This is a genomic window from Thermomonas carbonis, from assembly GCF_014396975.1.
GTDB lineage: Bacteria > Pseudomonadota > Gammaproteobacteria > Xanthomonadales > Xanthomonadaceae > Thermomonas > Thermomonas carbonis.
In genome coordinates, this window is sequence record NZ_CP060719.1 from 770,245 (window position 1) to 788,683 (window position 18,439).

The following is an 18,439-nucleotide window of genomic DNA, read 5'->3' on the forward strand; positions in this document are numbered from 1 at the left end:
GAGGAACCATGCGTCACTTCAAACACGATCCGCGCCGCCATCACCCCCGCAGGAGCGCGCTCGCGCTGGCCCTGTTGCTGGCCTGCGCCGCGATGCCCGCATGGGCCGGCGATGTCTGCGACGGCTCCAACGATGCCGGCGAACAGACCCTCGACAGCACCGCAACCGGCACCGATGCGGTTGCCTGCGGCCACGACAACGATGCCAGCGGGCAGGCAAGCAATGCCTTCGGCTACACCAATACCGCCAACGGCATGTTCAGCAATGCCTTCGGGCGCTTCAACCTCGCCAGCGGCGGCCACAGCAGCGCCTTCGGCAACAGCAACAGTGCCAGCGGCGCAGACAGCAACGCCTTCGGCTACGTCAATACGGCCAGCGGCGAAGGCAGCTCAGCGGTCGGCTACCAGAACAATGCAGATGGCGAAGCAAGCAATGCGTTTGGCGCCCGCAACACCGCCGCCGGCAGCGGGAGCAATGCGTTTGGCGTGATCAACGAGGCGAGCGGCGACTACAGCAGTGCCGTCGGCTACATCAACGTCGCCAGCGGCTTCAGCGCCGGCGCTTTTGGATCCTCCAACACCGCAAGTGGTGATGCTGGACATGCCATCGGCTTCGGCAACACCGCCAGCGGACAGAGCAGCAGCGCATTCGGCCACGGCAACACCGCCAGCGGCGATTACAGCGCCGCGTTCGGTGCCGTCGCCACGGCAACCGCCCAGAGCAGCCTGGCATTGGGAACCTGGCTAGACCGCGACGGCGACGGATCCATCGCCCTCGACCTCGATACCGATGGCGATGGCATCAACGATGCGTCCTCGGAAACCGCCGTCGCCAGCGGCTTAAACGCGGTATCGGTCGGAGCTGGCGTGGTCGCCAGCGGCTTGAACAGCAGCGCCTTCGGCGTGGACAACACCGCCAGCGGCGCAGCCAGCTACGCGTTCGGCGGCAGCAATACCGCCGGCGGCATCGACAGCAACGCCTTCGGCCGCGGCAACGAGGCCAGCGGCGGCTTCAGCACCGCGTTCGGGCGATTCAATCTCGCGATCGGTAGTTTCAGCAGCGCATTCGGCGCCAGCAACCGGGCCGAAGGCTCCGACAGCAGCGCTTTCGGTTACGGCAATGTCGCCAGCGGCGACGAAGCCGGTGCATTCGGCTGGGAAAACACCGCCAGCGGCGAGTCCAGCAGCGCTTTCGGCTACAACAACGCCGCCAGCGGCGAAAACAGCAGCGCATTCGGTTACAGCTCGCAGGCACTGAACATCGGCAGCACCGCGATCGGCTACATGGCCATCGCCGACCGCGACTATTCGGTGTCCGTGGGCAGCGCCGGCAACGAGCTGCAGATCATCCACCTGGCCGACGGCACCGAAGACACCGACGCCGTCAACCTGCGCCAGCTCAACGCCGCCATTGCCGGCGTGGCCGCGGGCGACAGCCCGTACTTCAAGGCCGATGGCCCCGCCGACGGTTCCGACGATGCGCAGGCCAACGGCGCTGGTTCCGTTGCCGTTGGTCCCGACGCGGTGGCCGACGGCGAGCGATCCATCGCCGCCGGCTACTCGACCTCCGCCGGCGGCCTGCACAGCAGCGCCATCGGCTACTACAGCACTGCCAGCGGCCATGAGAGCAGTGCGCTGGGCTTCGCCAACGACGCCAACGGCGACAACAGCAGTGCGGTCGGCAACAGCAACACGTCCGAAGGAGATTCCAGTAGCGCGGTCGGCCATTTCAACTACGCCAGCGGCGATGAAAGCAGTGCCTTCGGCACCGACAACGAGGCCTCCGGCTCCCAGAGCAGCGCCTTCGGCTTCGATAACAGCGCTGTCGGCGACTACAGCAGCGCGTTCGGCTGGTTGAACTCCGCCACCGGCGTGGAAGCGAGTGCCTTCGGCTTCGCCAATGAAGCCTCTGGCTATGCGAGTTCGACCGTTGGCCGAAGCAACCAGGCCAGCGCTGACGACAGCAGCGCGTTCGGCAACGCCAATGTGGCCTCAGGTTCGCGAAGTAATGCCTTCGGTTTTGGCAACCAAGCCAGTGGCAATGAAAGCAACGCGCTGGGCAATGAAAACCACGCCAGCGGCCGGCGCGGCAGCGCCGTCGGTACCGGCAACGAGGCTAGCGGCGACGACAGCAACGCCTTCGGCCAAGGCAATACCGCGAGCAACGAAAACAGCAGTGCATTCGGCATGTTCAATACCGCCAGCAGCGTCGATAGCAGCGCGTTCGGTTACGACAACACCGCCAGCGGCGAGCGCAGCAGCGCCTTCGGCTACCAGTCGCAGGCACTCAACTACGGCAGCACCGCAATCGGTCACCAAGCGGTGGCGGACCGCGACTACGCAGTCTCGGTGGGCAGCGACAACCGCCTGAGCCAGATCATCTACGTTGCAGACGGCACCGAGGACACCGATGCGGTCAACGTGCGCCAGTTGAATTCCGCGATCATGTCGGCCGGTGGTTTCGCAGACCTGTCCGGCTTCGCCAATGCGTTCGGCGGTGGCGCCGGCTGGGCGGGCGGGATGTTCACCGCGCCGACCTTCACCATCCAGGGCAACAACTTCAACGACGTGGCCTCCGCGTTCGCCGCGGTGGATTCGCAGCTGACCCTGCTGGCGGGCAGCGTGGGCGGTCCGGCCGGCCCCGAAGGTCCGCAAGGTCCCGAAGGTCCAGCCGGCCCGGCGGGTCCGGAAGGCCCGGCAGGTCCAGCCGGCCCGCAGGGGCCCGAAGGTCCGGCCGGTCCGGCTGGCCCACAGGGGCCGGCAGGGCAAGACGGCGCCGACGGTGCCGATCCGGCCTACGTGGATGCCGGCGATGCCGCCACCCTGGAAGCGGCGAATGCGCACGCCGATGCCGGCGATGCCGCCACCCTCGAGGCCTCGACGGCGTACACCGATGCCAGCGCGGCCGACACCCTGGCCGCGGCCAACGCGCATGCGGACGCCGGCGACGCGGCCACGCTGACCGCATCGAAGTCCTACACCGACAGCACCGCCACGCAGACGCTGGCTTCGGCCAAGTCGTACACCGATGCCAAGTTCGCCGCCTGGAACGACACTTTCACCCAGTACCAGCAGCAGGTGGATCGCCGCTTCGCGCAGACCGACACCCGCATCGACCGGATCGGCGCGATGGGCACGGCGATGACCCAGATGGCGGTGAACGCGGCCAACGGCCGTTCCGAGAAGGGCCGCATCGCGATCGGCGTCGGCGCGCAGGGCAGCCAGGGCGCGGTGTCGATCGGCTACGGCAAGCGCATCGGGGACCGCGGATCGTTCTCCCTCGGCGCTTCGTTCGCCAGTGGCGAGAGCTCGGTGGGTGGCGGCTTCGGCTTCGACCTGTAAGTCCACCGACGGCTGGGCAAGCCGGGCACAGGGACGTGCAGCGGGAGCGGGCAACCGCTCCCGTTTTTTTGACGATGTCGTGGATGCCCGGGGATCCACAGATGCTCGATCACGTCGATCCGGATCCAACGTGCGTGGCTTCGCGAAGGGCATTCTCGCGTCGCTGGTAGGATCGGCCCATGGACAGTGATCGCTGGCAGCGCTTGCAGAACGCACTGGGTGCGGCCGTGGATTGCCCCGTCGACCAGCGCCCGGCACTGATCGACCGTCTCTGCGCAGGCGATCAGGGCTTTCGCTCCGAGCTCGAATCGCTGGTGCGCGAGTGGGATGCAGACCCGGGTTTCCTCGAACGACCGCCCGATATCGGTGCCCCGACCTTCGAGCTGCCGGAGGATGCCGACCCGCTGCTGGGCTGCGGCGTCGGCGCGTGGACGATCGTGCGCCGCATCGGCTCCGGCGGCATGGGGTCGGTGTACCTGGCCGAGCGCAGCGACGGCGGCTTTGCGCAGCAGGCTGCGATCAAGATCATCGCCCGTGGGCTGGAATCGGCCGATCTGGTTGCGCGCTTCACCACCGAACGGCGGATCCTGGCTGCACTCGACCATCCGAACATCGCCACCCTGCTTGACGGCGGCGTCACCGCGGACGGGCGGCCCTGGTTTGCGATGCCCTATCTCGAGGGCGCCCAACCGCTGGACGCCTGGTGCGACGACCGGCGGCTGCCGCTCGCCGGCCGGATCGACCTGCTGCGTCAGGTCTGTGGCGCGGCGCAGTTCGCGCACCAGAATCTCGTCGTTCACCGCGACATCAAGCCGGCCAACATCCTGGTCACCCCGCAGGGAACGCCGATGCTGATGGACTTCGGCATCGCCAAGCTGCTCGACCGACCGGGTCAGGACCAGACCGCCACGCAGATCTACACGCCGCAGTACGCCAGCCCGGAACAACGCAGCGGCGCGCCGGTGACCACGGCCAGCGACATCTACCAGCTCGGCATCCTGTGCTACCGGCTGTTCTGCGGCGAGCTTCCCTTCGACGGCAACGGGCAGGCAGCGGATGCGAACGCCGCCAAGCCCTCGGAGCGCGTCACCGCCGCGGCCGCTGAGCTGCGCGGCGAAACCGAACATGGCCTGCGCCGCCGATTGCGCGGCGATCTCGACACCATTTGCCTGCACGCACTGCGCTTCGACCCCCAGCGGCGCTACCGTTCCGCGGAAGGCCTGTCGGACGATCTCAAGCTGCACCTGCGCGGGCTGCCGGTGGACGCGCGACCGGACACCTTCCTGTACCGGGCAGGCAAGTTCCTCAACCGCAACCGCTGGAGCGCATCGCTCACGGTGCTGCTGATTGCCGTTGCGCTCGGCTTCGGCGTGTTCGCGTCGCAGACGGCCTCGCGCATTGCCCTGCAGAGCGATGCCCTGCGCACCGAGCGCGACCGCGCCGAGATCACCGCGCAATTCCTGACCCGGCTGTTCGAGCAGGCCGACCCCACCCGCGCGCAGCGCGACATCACCGCCGGCGAAATGCTGCAGCGTGGACTCGAATTGCTCCAGGACAGCGATACGCTGCGCGATGGCGAGCGGGCGGCGGTGCTGACCGCCGTCGGCGGTGCCTATCAGGCCCGCGGTGAATGGGACCGCGCCCGCAGCGTGCTCGCCGACGCGGTGGAAACGGGACGCCGAGCCGGCCTGAGCGGCAAGCCACGCAGCAACAGCCTGCTTGAACTGTCGAAAGTGGAATACCGCCTCGAGAACTACGCGGCATCCGAGCGTCTCGCACGCCAGGCGCTGGCGGCGCTCGATGGCGCGCTGGATGTCGAGCCCAACGATCGCACCAGCGCGCTCAACCAGATCGCGCTGGCGCTCAGCGACCAGGATCGCCTCGACGAGGCGGCGGTGCTGCTGGAACAAGTGGTGGCGCTGCGGCGCAGCCAGCCCGGCGCCGACACCGACCAGAACCTCAGCGCCAGTCTCAACAACCTGGGCATGACCTACATGGAGCTGAACCGGCTCGACCGCGCCGAAGCCGCGTTCGTGGACTCGCTGGCGATCATCGAACGACGCTTCGGCCCACAGCATCCCTATGGCGCCTTCGTGCGCGGCGGTCGCGCCAGCCTGCATGAGCAACGCGGCGATCTGGAGCTGGCGCGAAAAGACCTGCAGGATGCCGAGCGCATCGCCACCAGCACGCTCGACGAGGGTCACCCCTTCATCGCCGAGGTGCGCCAGCGGCTGGAACGCATGTCTCCCGGTGGCGATTCGCCATGAGCGGACACATCACGCGCCTGCTGTACGAGGCCAGCGGCGGCAATCGCGACGCCCTCGATGCGCTGATGCCTCTGCTTTACGCGCAATTGCACGATGCCGCACACCGGCAGCTGCGCGGCGAACGCGCCGGCCACACCCTCGACACCGCCGCACTGGTCAATGAAACCTATCTGCGGCTCGCCGCGCAAGAGCGCGCGCAGTGGCAGAGCCGCGTGCAGTTTCTTGCGGTGGCTTCGCTGGTCATGCGTCGCGTGCTGGTCAACCACGCCAAGCAGCGCAATCGGCACAAGCGCGGCGGCAGCGGCGAACCGCTCACCCTGGGCCATGCGCAGCACGTTGCCGCCGACACTCCCGAGGTGGATGTCGAGGCGCTCGATCAGGCGCTGGACCGGCTTGCCGAGATCGACGCCCGCGCGGCCCGTGTCGTCGAATGCCGCTACTTCGGCGGCCTGGACATCCACGAAACCGCCGAAGCCCTCAACATCGCGGCCGCCACCGTCAAGCGCGACTGGGTGCTCGCCAAGACCTGGCTGCGGCGCGAACTGGAAGGCGGCGCTGGAGCACCCGAACCGGCGGCCTGAATGCGGCAACGCTGCGCCCGCGCCGGGCGTGGCATTGCATGGATGAGCCTTTTTCTCCCCGACTGTTGCGTCTCTTGTTGAACGGCCTCTCTTGGCCGCCGGCCCGCAACCGATCGGAGATCTCCATGCAAACGTCGCAACTTCCCGTGCACGCACCACGGCGTCAAGCCGCCGACCGCCCCGCAGCTTCCAGCGGAGGGCGGCTCATGAACCGGATAGACGAGTCGGTATCGAACCCGGCGCTGGCCGCCCCGGCGGTGGCATCGGAATACGCTGGACGACGACGTGACGTGTCGGGATCGCGGCGCTCGGCCCTGGTCGCCGCCGTCTGTGCCGCGCTGGCGCTCGGCTTGTGCGGACCGGCCGTTGCCGGCGATGTCTGCGACGGCTCCAACGATGCCGGCGAGCAGGATCTCGACAGTACGGCAGATGGCTTCGATGCCGTCGCCTGCGGCAGGGAAAACGAGGCCAGCGGCTTTGGCAGCATCGCATTCGGCACCGATAACATTTCCAACGGAGGACACAGCAACGCGTTCGGCTATACGAATATTTCCAGCGGCGCGATCAGCAACGCCTTCGGTGTCCTCAATGAAGCCACCGGCGACAACAGCAGCGCGTTCGGTTTCAACAACACGGCCAGTGGTGAAGACAGCAGCGCCTTCGGCAACGGGTCGAACGCACTGAATGTCGCCGCCAGCGCGTTTGGCCTCAACAACCTGGCCAGCGGCTTGCGAAGCAACGCCTTCGGCGGGGAAAACACCGCCAGCGGTGAAAACAGCGGCGCCTTCGGTTACGACAATACCGCATCCGGCCCTGCCAGCGCCGCCCACGGCTTCGGCAACAGTGCTACAAGCTTTTCTGGCATTGCTTTCGGGTCCAGAAATACCGTCAGCGGCCAATCCGGTGGCGCGTTCGGCATTGACAACACGGCGGAGGGCATCAGTAGCGGCGCGTTCGGCATCGACAACACGGCGGCGGGGACCAGCAGCAGTTCTTTCGGCACCCGAAATCTGGCTTCGGGGCTCTTCAGCAGTGCCTTCGGGTACGAGAACACTGCCAGCGGCGAGCTCAGCACCTCGTTCGGCTCTTTGACCATTGCCAGCGGCATTCGCAGTAGCGCATTCGGGCATCAGGCGCAAGCGTTGAACTTCGGCAGCACTGCGATCGGCTACATGGCCATTGCTGACCGCGACTATGCAGTATCGGTGGGCAACAGCAGTCGGCTGAACCAGATCATCTACCTGGCCGACGGTACCGAGGACACCGATGCGATCAACCTGCGCCAGCTCAATGCCGCCATTGCCGGCGTTGCAGTGGGCGACAACCCCTACTTTCAGGCGAATGGCGCTGGCGACGGCAGTGACGACGCGATCGCCAGCGGTCTCCAATCGGTAGCCGCCGGTGTCTATAACGAGGCCAGCGGCGAGCAGAGCAGCGCATTGGGCGGGTTCAACGAGGCCAGCGGTGTTGGCAGCAGTGCAATCGGCCGTGAAAACCGGGCGAGCGGAGAAGACAGCAGCGCGTTCGGCTCCACAAGCAGTGCATTCGGAATTTCCAGCAGCGCTTTCGGCTATACCAATCATGCGACGGGGGACTACAGCACCGCAGTTGGCTACGACAATTCGGCAGAAGGTCCATACAGCAGCACCGTCGGTGCGTTGAACCTCGCCACCGCTGACTACAGCAATGCTTTCGGCACGTCCAACGTCGCCAGTAGCGGGTACAGCAGCGCCGTTGGCGTCAGCAACATTGCCGGTGGCGCGGAGAGCAACGCCTTCGGCGCCTTCAACGAGGCCAATGGCGAGAGCAGCAGCGCCGTCGGCTACGGAAACGCCGCCACCGGCGACGACAGCAGCGCCCTCGGCAACGACAACGATGCCTCCGGCTCCGAGAGCAGTGCCTTCGGCGTCGGAAACGTCGCCGATGGCGGGCTCAGCAGCGCCTTCGGCTACGAAAACGCCGCCACCGGCAGCGACAGCAGCGCGTTCGGCTACGGCAACATCGCCAGCGGGATCTACAGCAGCGCCGTCGGCAACGCAAATACCGCCATTGGGGCCTACAGCAGCGCGTTCGGCTATTTCAACACGGCCAGCGCTGACTTCAGTAATGCTTTCGGCTCGTACACCGTCGCCAGTGGCGGGAACAGCAGCGCGTTCGGTTATTTCAACACCGCCAGCGGAAGCTACAGCAGTGCTCTCGGCGCCGGGAATACTGCCAGCGGCACCATCAGCGCTGCCGTCGGCTACAGCAACACCGCCAGCGGCGGCGGCAGCAACGCGTACGGCTCCGGCAATGTCGCCAGCGGCGAATACAGCAGCGCCTTTGGCCACCAGAGCGAAGCACTCAACATCGGCAGCACCGCCATCGGTTACCAGGCGGTGGCCGACCGCGACTACGCGGTCTCGGTGGGCAGCGACAGCCGCCTGAGCCAGATCATCTACGTCGCCGACGGCACCGAGGACACCGATGCAGTCAACGTGCGCCAGTTGAACTCGGCGATCATGTCGGCCGGTGGGTTCGCCGATCTGTCCGGCTTCGCCAATGCGTTCGGCGGCGGTGCCGGTTGGGCGGGCGGGATGTTCACAGCACCGACCTTCACCATCCAGGGCAACAACTTCAACGACGTGGCCTCGGCATTCGCGGCGGTGGATTCGCAGCTGACCCTGCTGGCCGCGAATGTCGGTGGCCCGGCCGGTCCCGAAGGTCCGCAGGGTCCCGAAGGCCCGACCGGTCCGACCGGACCCGAAGGTCCGGCAGGTCCCGCAGGCCCGACCGGCCCCGAAGGTCCCACGGGTCCGACCGGTCCCGAAGGTCCGGATGGTCCGGAAGGCCCCGCGGGTCCGCAAGGCCCGGAAGGTCCCGCAGGCCCGCAGGGCCCGACAGGTCCACAGGGCCCGGCCGGGCAGGATGCCGACATGAGCCAGGTGGCGCAGATGGTCGAGGACGGCGACGCGGCCACGCTTGCATCGGCCAATGCCTATGCGGATGCCGGCGATGAAGCGACGCTCGCTTCGGCCAATGCGCATGCGGATGCCGGTGATGCGGCGACGCTGTCCGCATCCATGGCGCACGCCGACGCCGGTGATGCGGCCACGTTGACCGCATCGAAGTCCTACACCGACAGCACCGCCACGCAGACGCTGAGCTCGGCGAAGTCGTACACCGATGCGAAGTTCGCCGCCTGGACCGACACCTTCACCCAGTACCAGCAGCAGGTGGATCGCCGCTTCGCCCAGACCGATACCCGCATCGACCGGATCGGCGCGATGGGCACCGCGATGACCCAGATGGCGGTGAACGCGGCCAACGGCAACAGCGAGCGTGGTCGCATCGCGATCGGCGTCGGCGCGCAGGGGAGCCAGGGCGCGGTGTCGATCGGCTACGGCAAGCGCATCGGGGACCGCGGATCGTTCTCCCTCGGCGCCTCGTTCGCCAGCGGTGAGAGCTCGGTGGGTGGCGGCTTCGGCTTCGACCTGTAGTTCCACCGACGGCTGGGCAAGCCGGGCACAGGGACGTGCGACGGGAGCGGGCAACCGCTCCCGTTTTTTGGTTGGAACCGCGGCCGGGAATCGGGGCTGAAGCCCCTCCCACAAAAGCACTTTCCGCGCAGGCACCGATGCCTAGCCGGTGTTCTGGATGCCCGCGGCGATGCCGTTGACGGTCGCCACCAGCGCACGCAACAGCGCTTCGTCCTCGCGGCCACCGGCCCGCCAGCGTCGCAGCAGGTCGACCTGCAGCAGGCTGATCGGGTCGACGTAGGGATTGCGCAGGCGGATCGACAGCCGCAGCCGGTAGTCGTCCGCCAGCAATTCGTCGCGTCCCTTGATCGCCAGGATCGCGTCGCGGGTGCGTTCGAACTCCTCCACGATCTGCGGGAAGAACGCATCGTGCGCGTCGCCGGCGAGCAGCGAGTAGCGCTCGAAGATGTCGACGTCGGATTTCGCCATCAGCATCTCGACATCGTCGATCGCCGCGGCGAAGAAACGCCAATCGCGCGCCATCGCCGCCATCGCGTCGAGGCCGTGGGTATCGATGCCGTTTTGCAACGCGGTGCCGACGCCATACCAGCCGGTCAGGCCGGAGCGGTTCTGCGACCACGCGAACACCCACGGGATCGCGCGCAGGTTGGCGATGCCGCCATCGCGACGTCGCGACGGACGCGAGCCGATCCGCAACTGCTCGATCACGTCGATCGGCGTGGCCGCGCGGAAATACGCGGGGAAATCCTCGCGCTCATGCACCAGCGCGCGGTAGTGCGTGCGCGAGGTGCGGGCGAGTTCGGCGGCGATGTCGCGCCACGGTGCTTCGCGTGGCTCGGGCGGGCGCGGGCGCAGGCTGGCGCGCAGCACCGCACCGGTCATTTGCTCGAGATTTCGCAGCGCCAATGCGCGAATGCCGTACTTGCGGTGGATCACCTCGCCCTGCTCGGTGACGCGCATGCGCCCGTCCACCGACCCGCGCGGCGCGGCGATGATCGCGCGCTCGGTCTTGCCGCCACCGCGGCTCACCGAACCACCACGGCCATGGAAGAACACGATCGCCACGCCGGCCTCGCGGGCCAGCTCCAGCAGGTCCACCTGCGCGCGTTGCAGCGCCCAACGCGAGGCCAGCAAGCCGCCGTCCTTGGCGCTGTCGCTGTAACCCAGCATCACCGTCTGTCGATTACCACGCGCGGCCAGGTGCGCGCGATAGACCGGATCGGCGAACAGCGCGCGCATGACCTCGGGCGCGGCCTGCAGGTCGTCGACGGTCTCGAACAACGGCGCGACATCGAGCGGCACCGCATCGTCGTCCACGCAGCCGGCGATGCGCGCCAGCGCGAGCACCGCCAGCGCGTCGGCTTCGCTGCGGCTCATGCTGATGATGTACGGGCCGAAGGCGTGTTCGCCGAGGGTGCGGCGCAATTCGTGCACGGTGCGGAACACCGCCAGCGTCGACACCGCCGAGGGCGCGTTCGGTGCCGACACCGCCGCACCTTCGATCAATGCATGCAGGCGCTCGACCCGTGCCGGTACCGGCTGTGTCGCCCAGTCGGCATGGTTATCAAGTGCGGCCAGCGCATCGTCGTGCGCGGCGGAATCCTGGCGCAGGTCCAGCGCGGCCATGTGGAAGCCGAAGGTGCGCGCGCGCCACAACACGCGCTGCAGGGCGAAGCGCCCGGCCTGGTCGCCACGATGGTGGGCCAGGCTGGCATCGATCAGTTCGAGGTCGGCGATGAAGGCACCGGCATCCGGATAGCCACCCGTGCCGCCCGCCACCGTTGCCGACAGGCGGCCCCGCATCTGTCCCAGCAATTGCCGGTACGGCATGTCGGCCAGCCGCGGCCGCGCACGCACCGCGCCGTCGGGCAGCAGCGACTTGTATTCGTCCGTTCGCGCTGTGATCGCGGCATCGAAACCCACGCGCTCTTCGCTCTGGGTGAGGATGTCGCCGAGCGCGCGCAGGTCGGACTGGTAGCAGGCCAGCGCCTGCGCACGTTGCGCGGCGAGCGCGTCGCGCACCGTCGTCGCGCCGACGTTCGGATTGCCGTCCATGTCGCCGCCGACCCAGGTGCCGAAGCGCAGCAGCGGCGGCAATTCGATGCGCTCGCCGTACACCGCCTCGATCGCGCCCACGAATGCTTCGTAGAACACCGGCAGCACGCGATACAGCACGCTGGAGAGATAGAAGCCGATGTGCTCGACCTCGTCGGCGACGGTCGGCTTGTGCGGCGGCACTTCGGTGGTCTGCCACGTGGTGGTGAGCGACTGGCGGATGCGTGCGTCGTCGGCCCCGCGTTCCGGCGGCGTGCGGGTGCGGTCGATGTCGGCGACCAGGCGCTCGACGATCGTGCGCTCCTTCAGCAGCAACGCACGCCGCACCGCTTCGGTCGGATGCGCAGTGAACACTGGCTCGATGCACATCCGCGGCAGCAGCGCCTGCAATTCCGGCAAACCGACGCCGTCATTGCGCAACTCCAGCAGCACCGCTTCCAGGCTGCCCGGCTGCGGCGCGCTGCCCGTGCGCTGGTAATCACGGCGGCGACGGATGCGATGCACGCGCTCGGCGACATTGGTCGCGCCGAAGTAGGCCGCGAACGCACGCACCAGCGCCTCGGCATCGCCCAAGGTCACTTCGGACAGGCGCTGCGCGAGCGCATCCACCGGCTCGCCCTGCTCGCGGCGGGCAATCGCGATGCGCCGCACCGCCTCGACCTGCTGCAGGAATTCCGCCGAGACCTGCTCGGCCAGCATGTCGCCGACCATGGCACCCAGGCGGCGCACGTCATCGCGCAACAGGGTGTCGGACTCGGCGAAATCGAGGGGTTCGCGCAGCGGGCGGGCAATCGGTGTCATCGCCGCAGGCTAGCGCGTTTCATGACGCGCTGCAGCATCGGTTTCGGGCGTGACCATCCGCAGCCGGATGACGGCTCGCGATCGCCTGGAGGCGACAACACGGCCTTTGCCTGGTCTGCCCGAGTGCGGTAAAAACCGGATACGGGCACAAGGAACGTGGAGATGACATCGATGGGACGGCGATTGCTTTGCTTGCTGGCGATATGCGGAATGCCCGGCGCGGCGGCCGCACACCCCGACCCGATGCCCGGCGCCGGGTGCGAAGCCGCGTATGCGACCTTGCCGCAAGGCGCGATCCTCGACCTGCTCGACCCCGCGGCACCAGCGGATCGTCGGCAAGCGGCACTGGCTGCGTACCAGCAACTCGCCACCATGCGCGAGTGTCCGGAGTTCGGGTACACGGTCGGCCAGCTGTACCGGCATGGCGAGTACCTGCCAGGCAACTTGCTGCCGCAGGACATCGACAAGGCACGCGCATTGATCCTGCCGATGGCGGAAAGCGGCCACTTGGGCGCCTATGCCGACCTGGCAGAAATGGAGATGCGCCACGCCAACGCCCGCGACGCGATGAAATGGACGCAGGTCTACCTGCACTACGTGGAGAAACTCCTGATACCGGCGCTGGACGATGCCAGCGACACACGTTTCCAGCGCTCCGCCTACAACGGCAACCTGCTCGCCCGTACGGAACTCATCTGGCGCTACGCACGCCCGAGCCTGCCCCGTAAACTCGTGCGCGAGGACTTCAACGCGTACCTGGACCAGCACGGCAAGCAGGTCGAGCAACGCATGCGAGAGCGGCAAGCGGGCCGCAACCTGCGAGCCTCAGCACAGGACGGGGGCCCCACCCACGTCACCAGCAACAACGACAGCTGCGCCGTGAATGCCATCGACCGCATCGGCGCTGCCTCCGCCGCCTGGATCATCGAAGTGCTTCCCTCGGGGACGGTCGGGCGCGTCGTGCTGGAGAACTTCGTGCCCAAGCCGGGCGTGGCCGATACGCTGGCGACCTGCCTTGCCGGCTACCGCTTCGCGCCATTCGAAGGGACGTCGCCGGCAACCATCCGCATCTCGATGGTGATGGGATCCTCCGAGGGCGCGGCAATCAGTCGCAAGCGCCGCAAATAGGCCGCGAAGCGCAGTCCGCACTCAGTAGGCGAACTCGCGAAACAACGGATCCACGCTAGTGTTCCATTCGCCATGGAACAGTTCCAGCTTGCGTTCGGCCGGCGGTAGAACGCGCCCCGCACGTGCCGGGCACCGGGCCATGCCGAGCATGAATAGCGGCTCGTGGCTTGGATTACCAGACGTTGCCCGCGCCAGGCGTATACGAAGAACCGACTACGGTGTTGGCGACGATGGTGTCGCAACGGATCATCCGCGCGTTGAGGATCATGGCGTCCACCGTGACCTGGGCACCCGTGAGCGTGATGTTGCCTCCGCTTATCTGGATCATGCAGCCCGGTGAGCTGATGCGGATGTTGGCATCTTCGATCACGATGCCGACGCCCGCAGGCGAGGTGATGGTGACTTGCGGGCTGCTATCAGACACTTGGACTTGAGTGCCACCCTGTGTACGGAGCAGTGTCGGTGTCGGTTCTGGCATGACGCGTTTCCTCCTGCGGTTGTGCGGCCACCTTCACTTCAACGCAATTCGGCGCCAATCGGGACATGCCGCTGACCGAGGCACCCACGATCCGAGGTCCGCGCCGTCGGTTGTCTCCCGGTGACCTGCATCGCCTCCGTCTCCCTTTTTCGCGCAGCTGAAGCTCAATAGGCGAATTCGCGGAACACCGGGTCCACGCTGCCGTTCCACTCGCCATGGAACAGGGCGAGCTTGCGCTCCGCCGGGGTCTCGCCTGCATCGGCGATGTCCATCAGCGGTTCGAGGAAACCGGATTCGTCGGTGCCGCAGGCATCCGCCTTGGCCCGGCGACGCAAGCCTGCATGCGCGATTTTCAAGGCCTCGATGGCAATGTCGCGCAGGGTGCCGTTGCGGAACGGCGTCTTCAGCGCGAGCTTCGGCACGCCATCGCGCAAGGCGTTGCGTTCGACCATCGAGAAATCCTTGACCAGGTCCCACGCCGCATCCAGCGCGGCATCGTCATACAACAGGCCGACCCAGAACGCCGGCAACGCGCAAAGCCGGTTCCACGGACCACCATCGGCGCCGCGCATCTCCAGGAACTTCTTCATCCGCACTTCCGGGAAGGCGGTGGTCATGTGGTCGTTCCAGTCGCGGATCGTTGGCAGCGCGCCGGGCAGCACGTCCAGTTCGCGGCGCAGGAACTTGCGGAACGACTTGCCGCTGGCATCGATGTATTCGCCGTCGCGATAGCTGAAGTACATCGGCACGTCGAGCAGGTAATCGACGTAACGCTCGTAGCCGAAACCGTCCTCGAACACGAAGTCGAGCATTCCGGTGCGGTCGCGGTCGGTGTCGGTCCAGATATGCGAGCGGTAGCTGAGCTGGCCGTTCGGCTTGCCTTCGGTGAACGGCGAATCCGCGAACAGCGCAGTGGCGATCGGTTGCAGCGCCAGCGACACTCGGAACTTCTTCACCATGTCCGCTTCGGATGCGTAATCCAGGTTGACCTGCACCGTGCAGGTGCGCGTCATCATGTCCAGGCCCAGCGTGCCGACCTTCGGCATGTAGTCGCGCATGATCCGGTAGCGGCCCTTCGGCATCCACGGCATCTCGTCGCGCCGCCACTTCGGCTGGAAGCCCATGCCGAGGAAGCCGAGCTGCAATTCATCGGCGACCGCACGCACCTCGCGCAGGTGGCTGCCGACTTCCTTGCAGGTGTCGTGGATGGTTTCGACCGGCGCGCCGGAGAGTTCCAGTTGCCCGGCCGGCTCCAATGTCACCGAGGCCATGTCCTTGGTCAGCGCGATCACCCGCGCAGGCTGGCCATCCACGCTTTCCTCGTACGGCGTCCAACCGAAGCGCGTGAGTCCTTTCAGCACGGCCTCGATGCCGCGCTCGCCGTCGAAGGTCGGCGGCCGCAGGTCATCCAGGCGGAAGCCGAATTTTTCGTGCTCGGTGCCGATGCGCCAGGCCTCGATCGGCTTTTCGCCGGAGGCTATGACCTCGACTAGCTGCCGGTAATCGGTGATCGGGGTGTCGTTGGCGTTGCTGGGTCCGGACATGCGTGGCTTCCCCTGTGGACGCGCAGCATAGCCCGCAGCGATGACGGCCGGCAGTGCGCCTCCCGGCTTTCAGTGTTGCGGCTGCATACGTATTCCCGGCCGAATCCGTTGTCCCCGCATCGGCGCGCTTGTAGCCTCGCTCGCACATCGCTGCCTTGGAGGGGCCTGATGCGCACGATCCTCTGCACGCTCGCGTTGCTGCTCGGCTTTTCCGCACCCGTGCGCGCCATCGACATCGAACGCGTCGAACCCGCCAACTGGTGGGTCGGCATGCAGCACAACCGGGTCGAGTTGCTGGTGCACGGCAACGGCATCGCGACATCGACGCCGCGGCTGTCGCACCACGGCGTGGCCATCGTCGATGTGCAGAAGACCGACAACCCCAACTACCTGTTCGTGACCGTCGAGATCGCGGCCGACGCCACGCCCGGCAACTTCGACATCGCCTTCGTCGACGCCGGCAAGATCGTGGCGACGCATCCGTGGCGACTCGACGCGCGCGAGCCCGGCTCCGCGCAGCGCCGCGGCTTCGATGCGCACGATGCGATCTACCTGATCACGCCCGATCGCTTCGCCAACGGCGATCCATCCAACGACAGCGTCCCCGGCATGCGCGAAGCCGCCAACCGCGCGAGTCCGAACGGCCGTCACGGAGGCGACATCGCCGGCATCCGCAAGCACCTGGACTACATCGCCGGCATGGGCTTCACCCAGCTGTGGCCGACGCCGTTCCTGGAAAACGACCAACCCGAATACAGCTATCACGGCTACGCGATCACCGATCTCTACAAGACCGATCCGCGCATGGGCAGCAACGAGGACGTGCGTGCGCTGTCGCGCGAGGCGAAGTCGAAGGGCGTCGGCATCGTCATGGACATCGTGCTCAACCATATCGGCTCGCAGCACTGGTGGATGCGCGATCTGCCGGCGAAGGACTGGATCAACCACGGCGGCAGGTTTGCGCCGACCAACCATCGCCGCACCACGGTGCAGGATCCGCATGCGGCACCGGCGGATCGCGAGGCCTTCACCGACGGCTGGTTCGTCGATGCGATGCCCGACCTCAACCAGCGCAACCCGCACCTGGCGCGCTATCTCATCCAGAACACGTTGTGGTGGATCGAGTACGCCGGGCTTTCCGGGATCCGCGAGGACACCTTCGGCTATGCCGATGCTGACTTCCTCAGCGCGTGGGCGAAGGCGGTGCTCACCGAGTACCCGAACTTCGCGATGGTCGGCGAGGAATGGAGCATCAACCCGATGGTCGTCGCCCATTGGCAGCGCGGCAAACAGAACGCCAGCGGCCATGTCCCGCACATGCCCAGCATGATGGACTTCCCGATCCACATCGCCCTGCGCACAGCGCTGGTGCAGCCGGAAGGCTGGGACACGGGCTGGGTGAATCTGTACGAGATGCTGGCCAACGATTTCGTCTACCCGGATCCCGATGCGCTGGTGGTGTTCGCCGAGAACCACGACACCGCGCGCCTGTTCGCCCACCTGGACGGCGACCTGGCCGCATGGAAGCTCGGCATGGCCTACCTGGCCACCGTGCGCGGCACGCCGCAGTTCTATTACGGCTCCGAAGTGCTGCTGCGCGGCCCGAAGGAACGCAACGACGGCCAGCTGCGCGCCGACATGCCCGGCGGCTGGGCCGGCGATACCGCGAATGCCTTCACCGGCAACGGATTGAGCGCCGCGCAACGCGACGCACAGGCCTACACCCGCGCGCTGTTCGACTGGCGCAAACGCACGCCATTGCTGCACACCGGCAAGCTCACCCACTTCGCGCCGCAGGATGGCGTGTACGTGTACTTCCGCCACGAAGGCGGGCGTAGCGTGATGGTGGCCCTCAACAAGAACGCCAAGCCGACATCGCTCGCGCTGGATCGCTTCGATGCTTTCCTGCGCGGCCGCACGGCGCGCGATGCGCTGAGCGCCAAGCCAGTGGGGATGGGCAGGGCACTTGAACTGCCGGCGATGTCGGCAACGCTACTGGAGATCGAATGAGGTGATCGCGACGGCGAGACCGTCGGCTGAATCGCGCAGCGGCATTCGAGCCGCGCAGCGATCACCAAGCGGTAGGCGCCGGCGCTGCGACTAACCGGCTTCTAGATTTCCAGCCAGCCCGCCACGACCGCGCGCAGTTCGTCGACGCCCTGCTTGGTCTCGCCGGAAAAGCCCTGCACGCTGACGCTGTCGCCATATGTCGCCGACAGATCCTTGCGCACGGCCTGCACGGTATTCATCGCCGCGCCGCGGGAGAGCTTGTCGGCCTTGGTCAACAAGGCATGCGCGGGCAGGCCGCGACGCATCGCATAACCGATCATCGAGCGGTCGTAGTCCTTCAGCGGATGGCGGATATCCATCACCACGACCAGCCCGGCCAGGGCATCGCGGCTGCCGAAGTAGCCATCCAGGAACGCCTGCCAGTGCGCCTGCAGGTCCTGCGGCACCTTGGCGTAGCCGTAGCCCGGCAGGTCGACGAGGTACTTGCCCTCGTGCGGCGGCAGTCCGAAGTACACCAGTTGCTGGGTGCGGCCCGGCGTCTTGGACACCCGCGCCAGCGCGTTGCGACCGCACAGCGCGTTCAGCGCCGAGGACTTGCCGGCGTTGGAACGGCCGGCAAAGGCGACCTCGCGACCGCCATCCGGCGGCAGTTGGCGGTGGGTATGCGCGGCCAGCAGGTAGTCGGCGCGGTTGAACGGATTGGGGACGGCCATCGCCATAGGATGCCACGTCGCCGCTTGCGACCTGCCTTGGCG

10 protein-coding genes are annotated in these 18,439 nt (G+C 67.1%); 6 read left to right on the forward strand and 4 right to left on the reverse strand.

The annotated features are described in order from the left end of the window. Positions 1–8 precede the first annotated feature (8 nt). From H9L16_RS03655 to H9L16_RS03670, 4 genes are all read left to right on the forward strand, one after another. Complete coding sequence (locus H9L16_RS03655) at positions 9–3,341, forward strand: hypothetical protein (protein ID WP_187553233.1); 3,333 nt, start codon at positions 9–11, stop codon at positions 3,339–3,341. Between the two features lie 179 nt (positions 3,342–3,520). Beyond that, entirely contained in the window at positions 3,521–5,608 is a 2,088-nt protein-coding gene (locus H9L16_RS03660; RefSeq protein WP_187553234.1) for a serine/threonine-protein kinase, read from the forward strand. Further along, the gene (locus H9L16_RS03665; RefSeq protein ID WP_187553235.1) at positions 5,605–6,189 is read left to right on the forward strand and encodes an ECF-type sigma factor; all 585 of its coding nucleotides are present in this window, start codon (positions 5,605–5,607) and stop codon (positions 6,187–6,189) included. The genes H9L16_RS03660 and H9L16_RS03665 overlap by 4 nt, the downstream gene beginning before the upstream one ends. 206 nt (positions 6,190–6,395) lie before the next feature. Continuing rightward, positions 6,396–9,668, forward strand: a complete 3,273-nt coding sequence (locus tag H9L16_RS03670) for a hypothetical protein (RefSeq protein ID WP_187553236.1) — start codon at positions 6,396–6,398, stop codon at positions 9,666–9,668. Between the two features lie 141 nt (positions 9,669–9,809). On the opposite strand, the gene ppc is transcribed toward H9L16_RS03670, so the two are convergent. Next, entirely contained in the window at positions 9,810–12,524 is a 2,715-nt protein-coding gene (ppc, locus tag H9L16_RS03675) for a phosphoenolpyruvate carboxylase (protein ID WP_187553237.1), read from the reverse strand. Positions 12,525–12,767: 243 nt separating this feature from the next. Here ppc and H9L16_RS03680 point away from each other — a divergent pair, with 243 nt between their 5' ends. Beyond that, the gene (locus H9L16_RS03680; protein ID WP_187553238.1) at positions 12,768–13,652 is read left to right on the forward strand and encodes a hypothetical protein; all 885 of its coding nucleotides are present in this window, start codon (positions 12,768–12,770) and stop codon (positions 13,650–13,652) included. Positions 13,653–13,824: 172 nt separating this feature from the next. Here H9L16_RS03680 and H9L16_RS03685 read toward each other — a convergent pair whose 3' ends face one another. Both H9L16_RS03685 and H9L16_RS03690 read right to left on the reverse strand, forming a co-directional pair. Next, positions 13,825–14,130 carry a hypothetical protein gene (locus H9L16_RS03685; protein ID WP_187553239.1) on the reverse strand — a complete coding sequence of 102 codons (306 nt, stop codon included), beginning with the start codon at positions 14,128–14,130 and terminating at the stop codon, positions 13,825–13,827. Positions 14,131–14,294: 164 nt separating this feature from the next. Beyond that, positions 14,295–15,674 carry a glutamate--cysteine ligase gene (locus H9L16_RS03690; RefSeq protein WP_187553240.1) on the reverse strand — a complete coding sequence of 460 codons (1,380 nt, stop codon included), beginning with the start codon at positions 15,672–15,674 and terminating at the stop codon, positions 14,295–14,297. A gap of 168 nt (positions 15,675–15,842) precedes the next feature. Here H9L16_RS03690 and H9L16_RS03695 point away from each other — a divergent pair, with 168 nt between their 5' ends. Further along, the gene (locus H9L16_RS03695) at positions 15,843–17,684 is read left to right on the forward strand and encodes a glycoside hydrolase family 13 protein (RefSeq protein ID WP_187553241.1); all 1,842 of its coding nucleotides are present in this window, start codon (positions 15,843–15,845) and stop codon (positions 17,682–17,684) included. 101 nt (positions 17,685–17,785) lie between these two features. On the opposite strand, the gene yihA is transcribed toward H9L16_RS03695, so the two are convergent. Next, entirely contained in the window at positions 17,786–18,397 is a 612-nt protein-coding gene (gene yihA, locus H9L16_RS03700) for a ribosome biogenesis GTP-binding protein YihA/YsxC (protein ID WP_425507226.1), read from the reverse strand. Positions 18,398–18,439 lie beyond the last annotated feature (42 nt).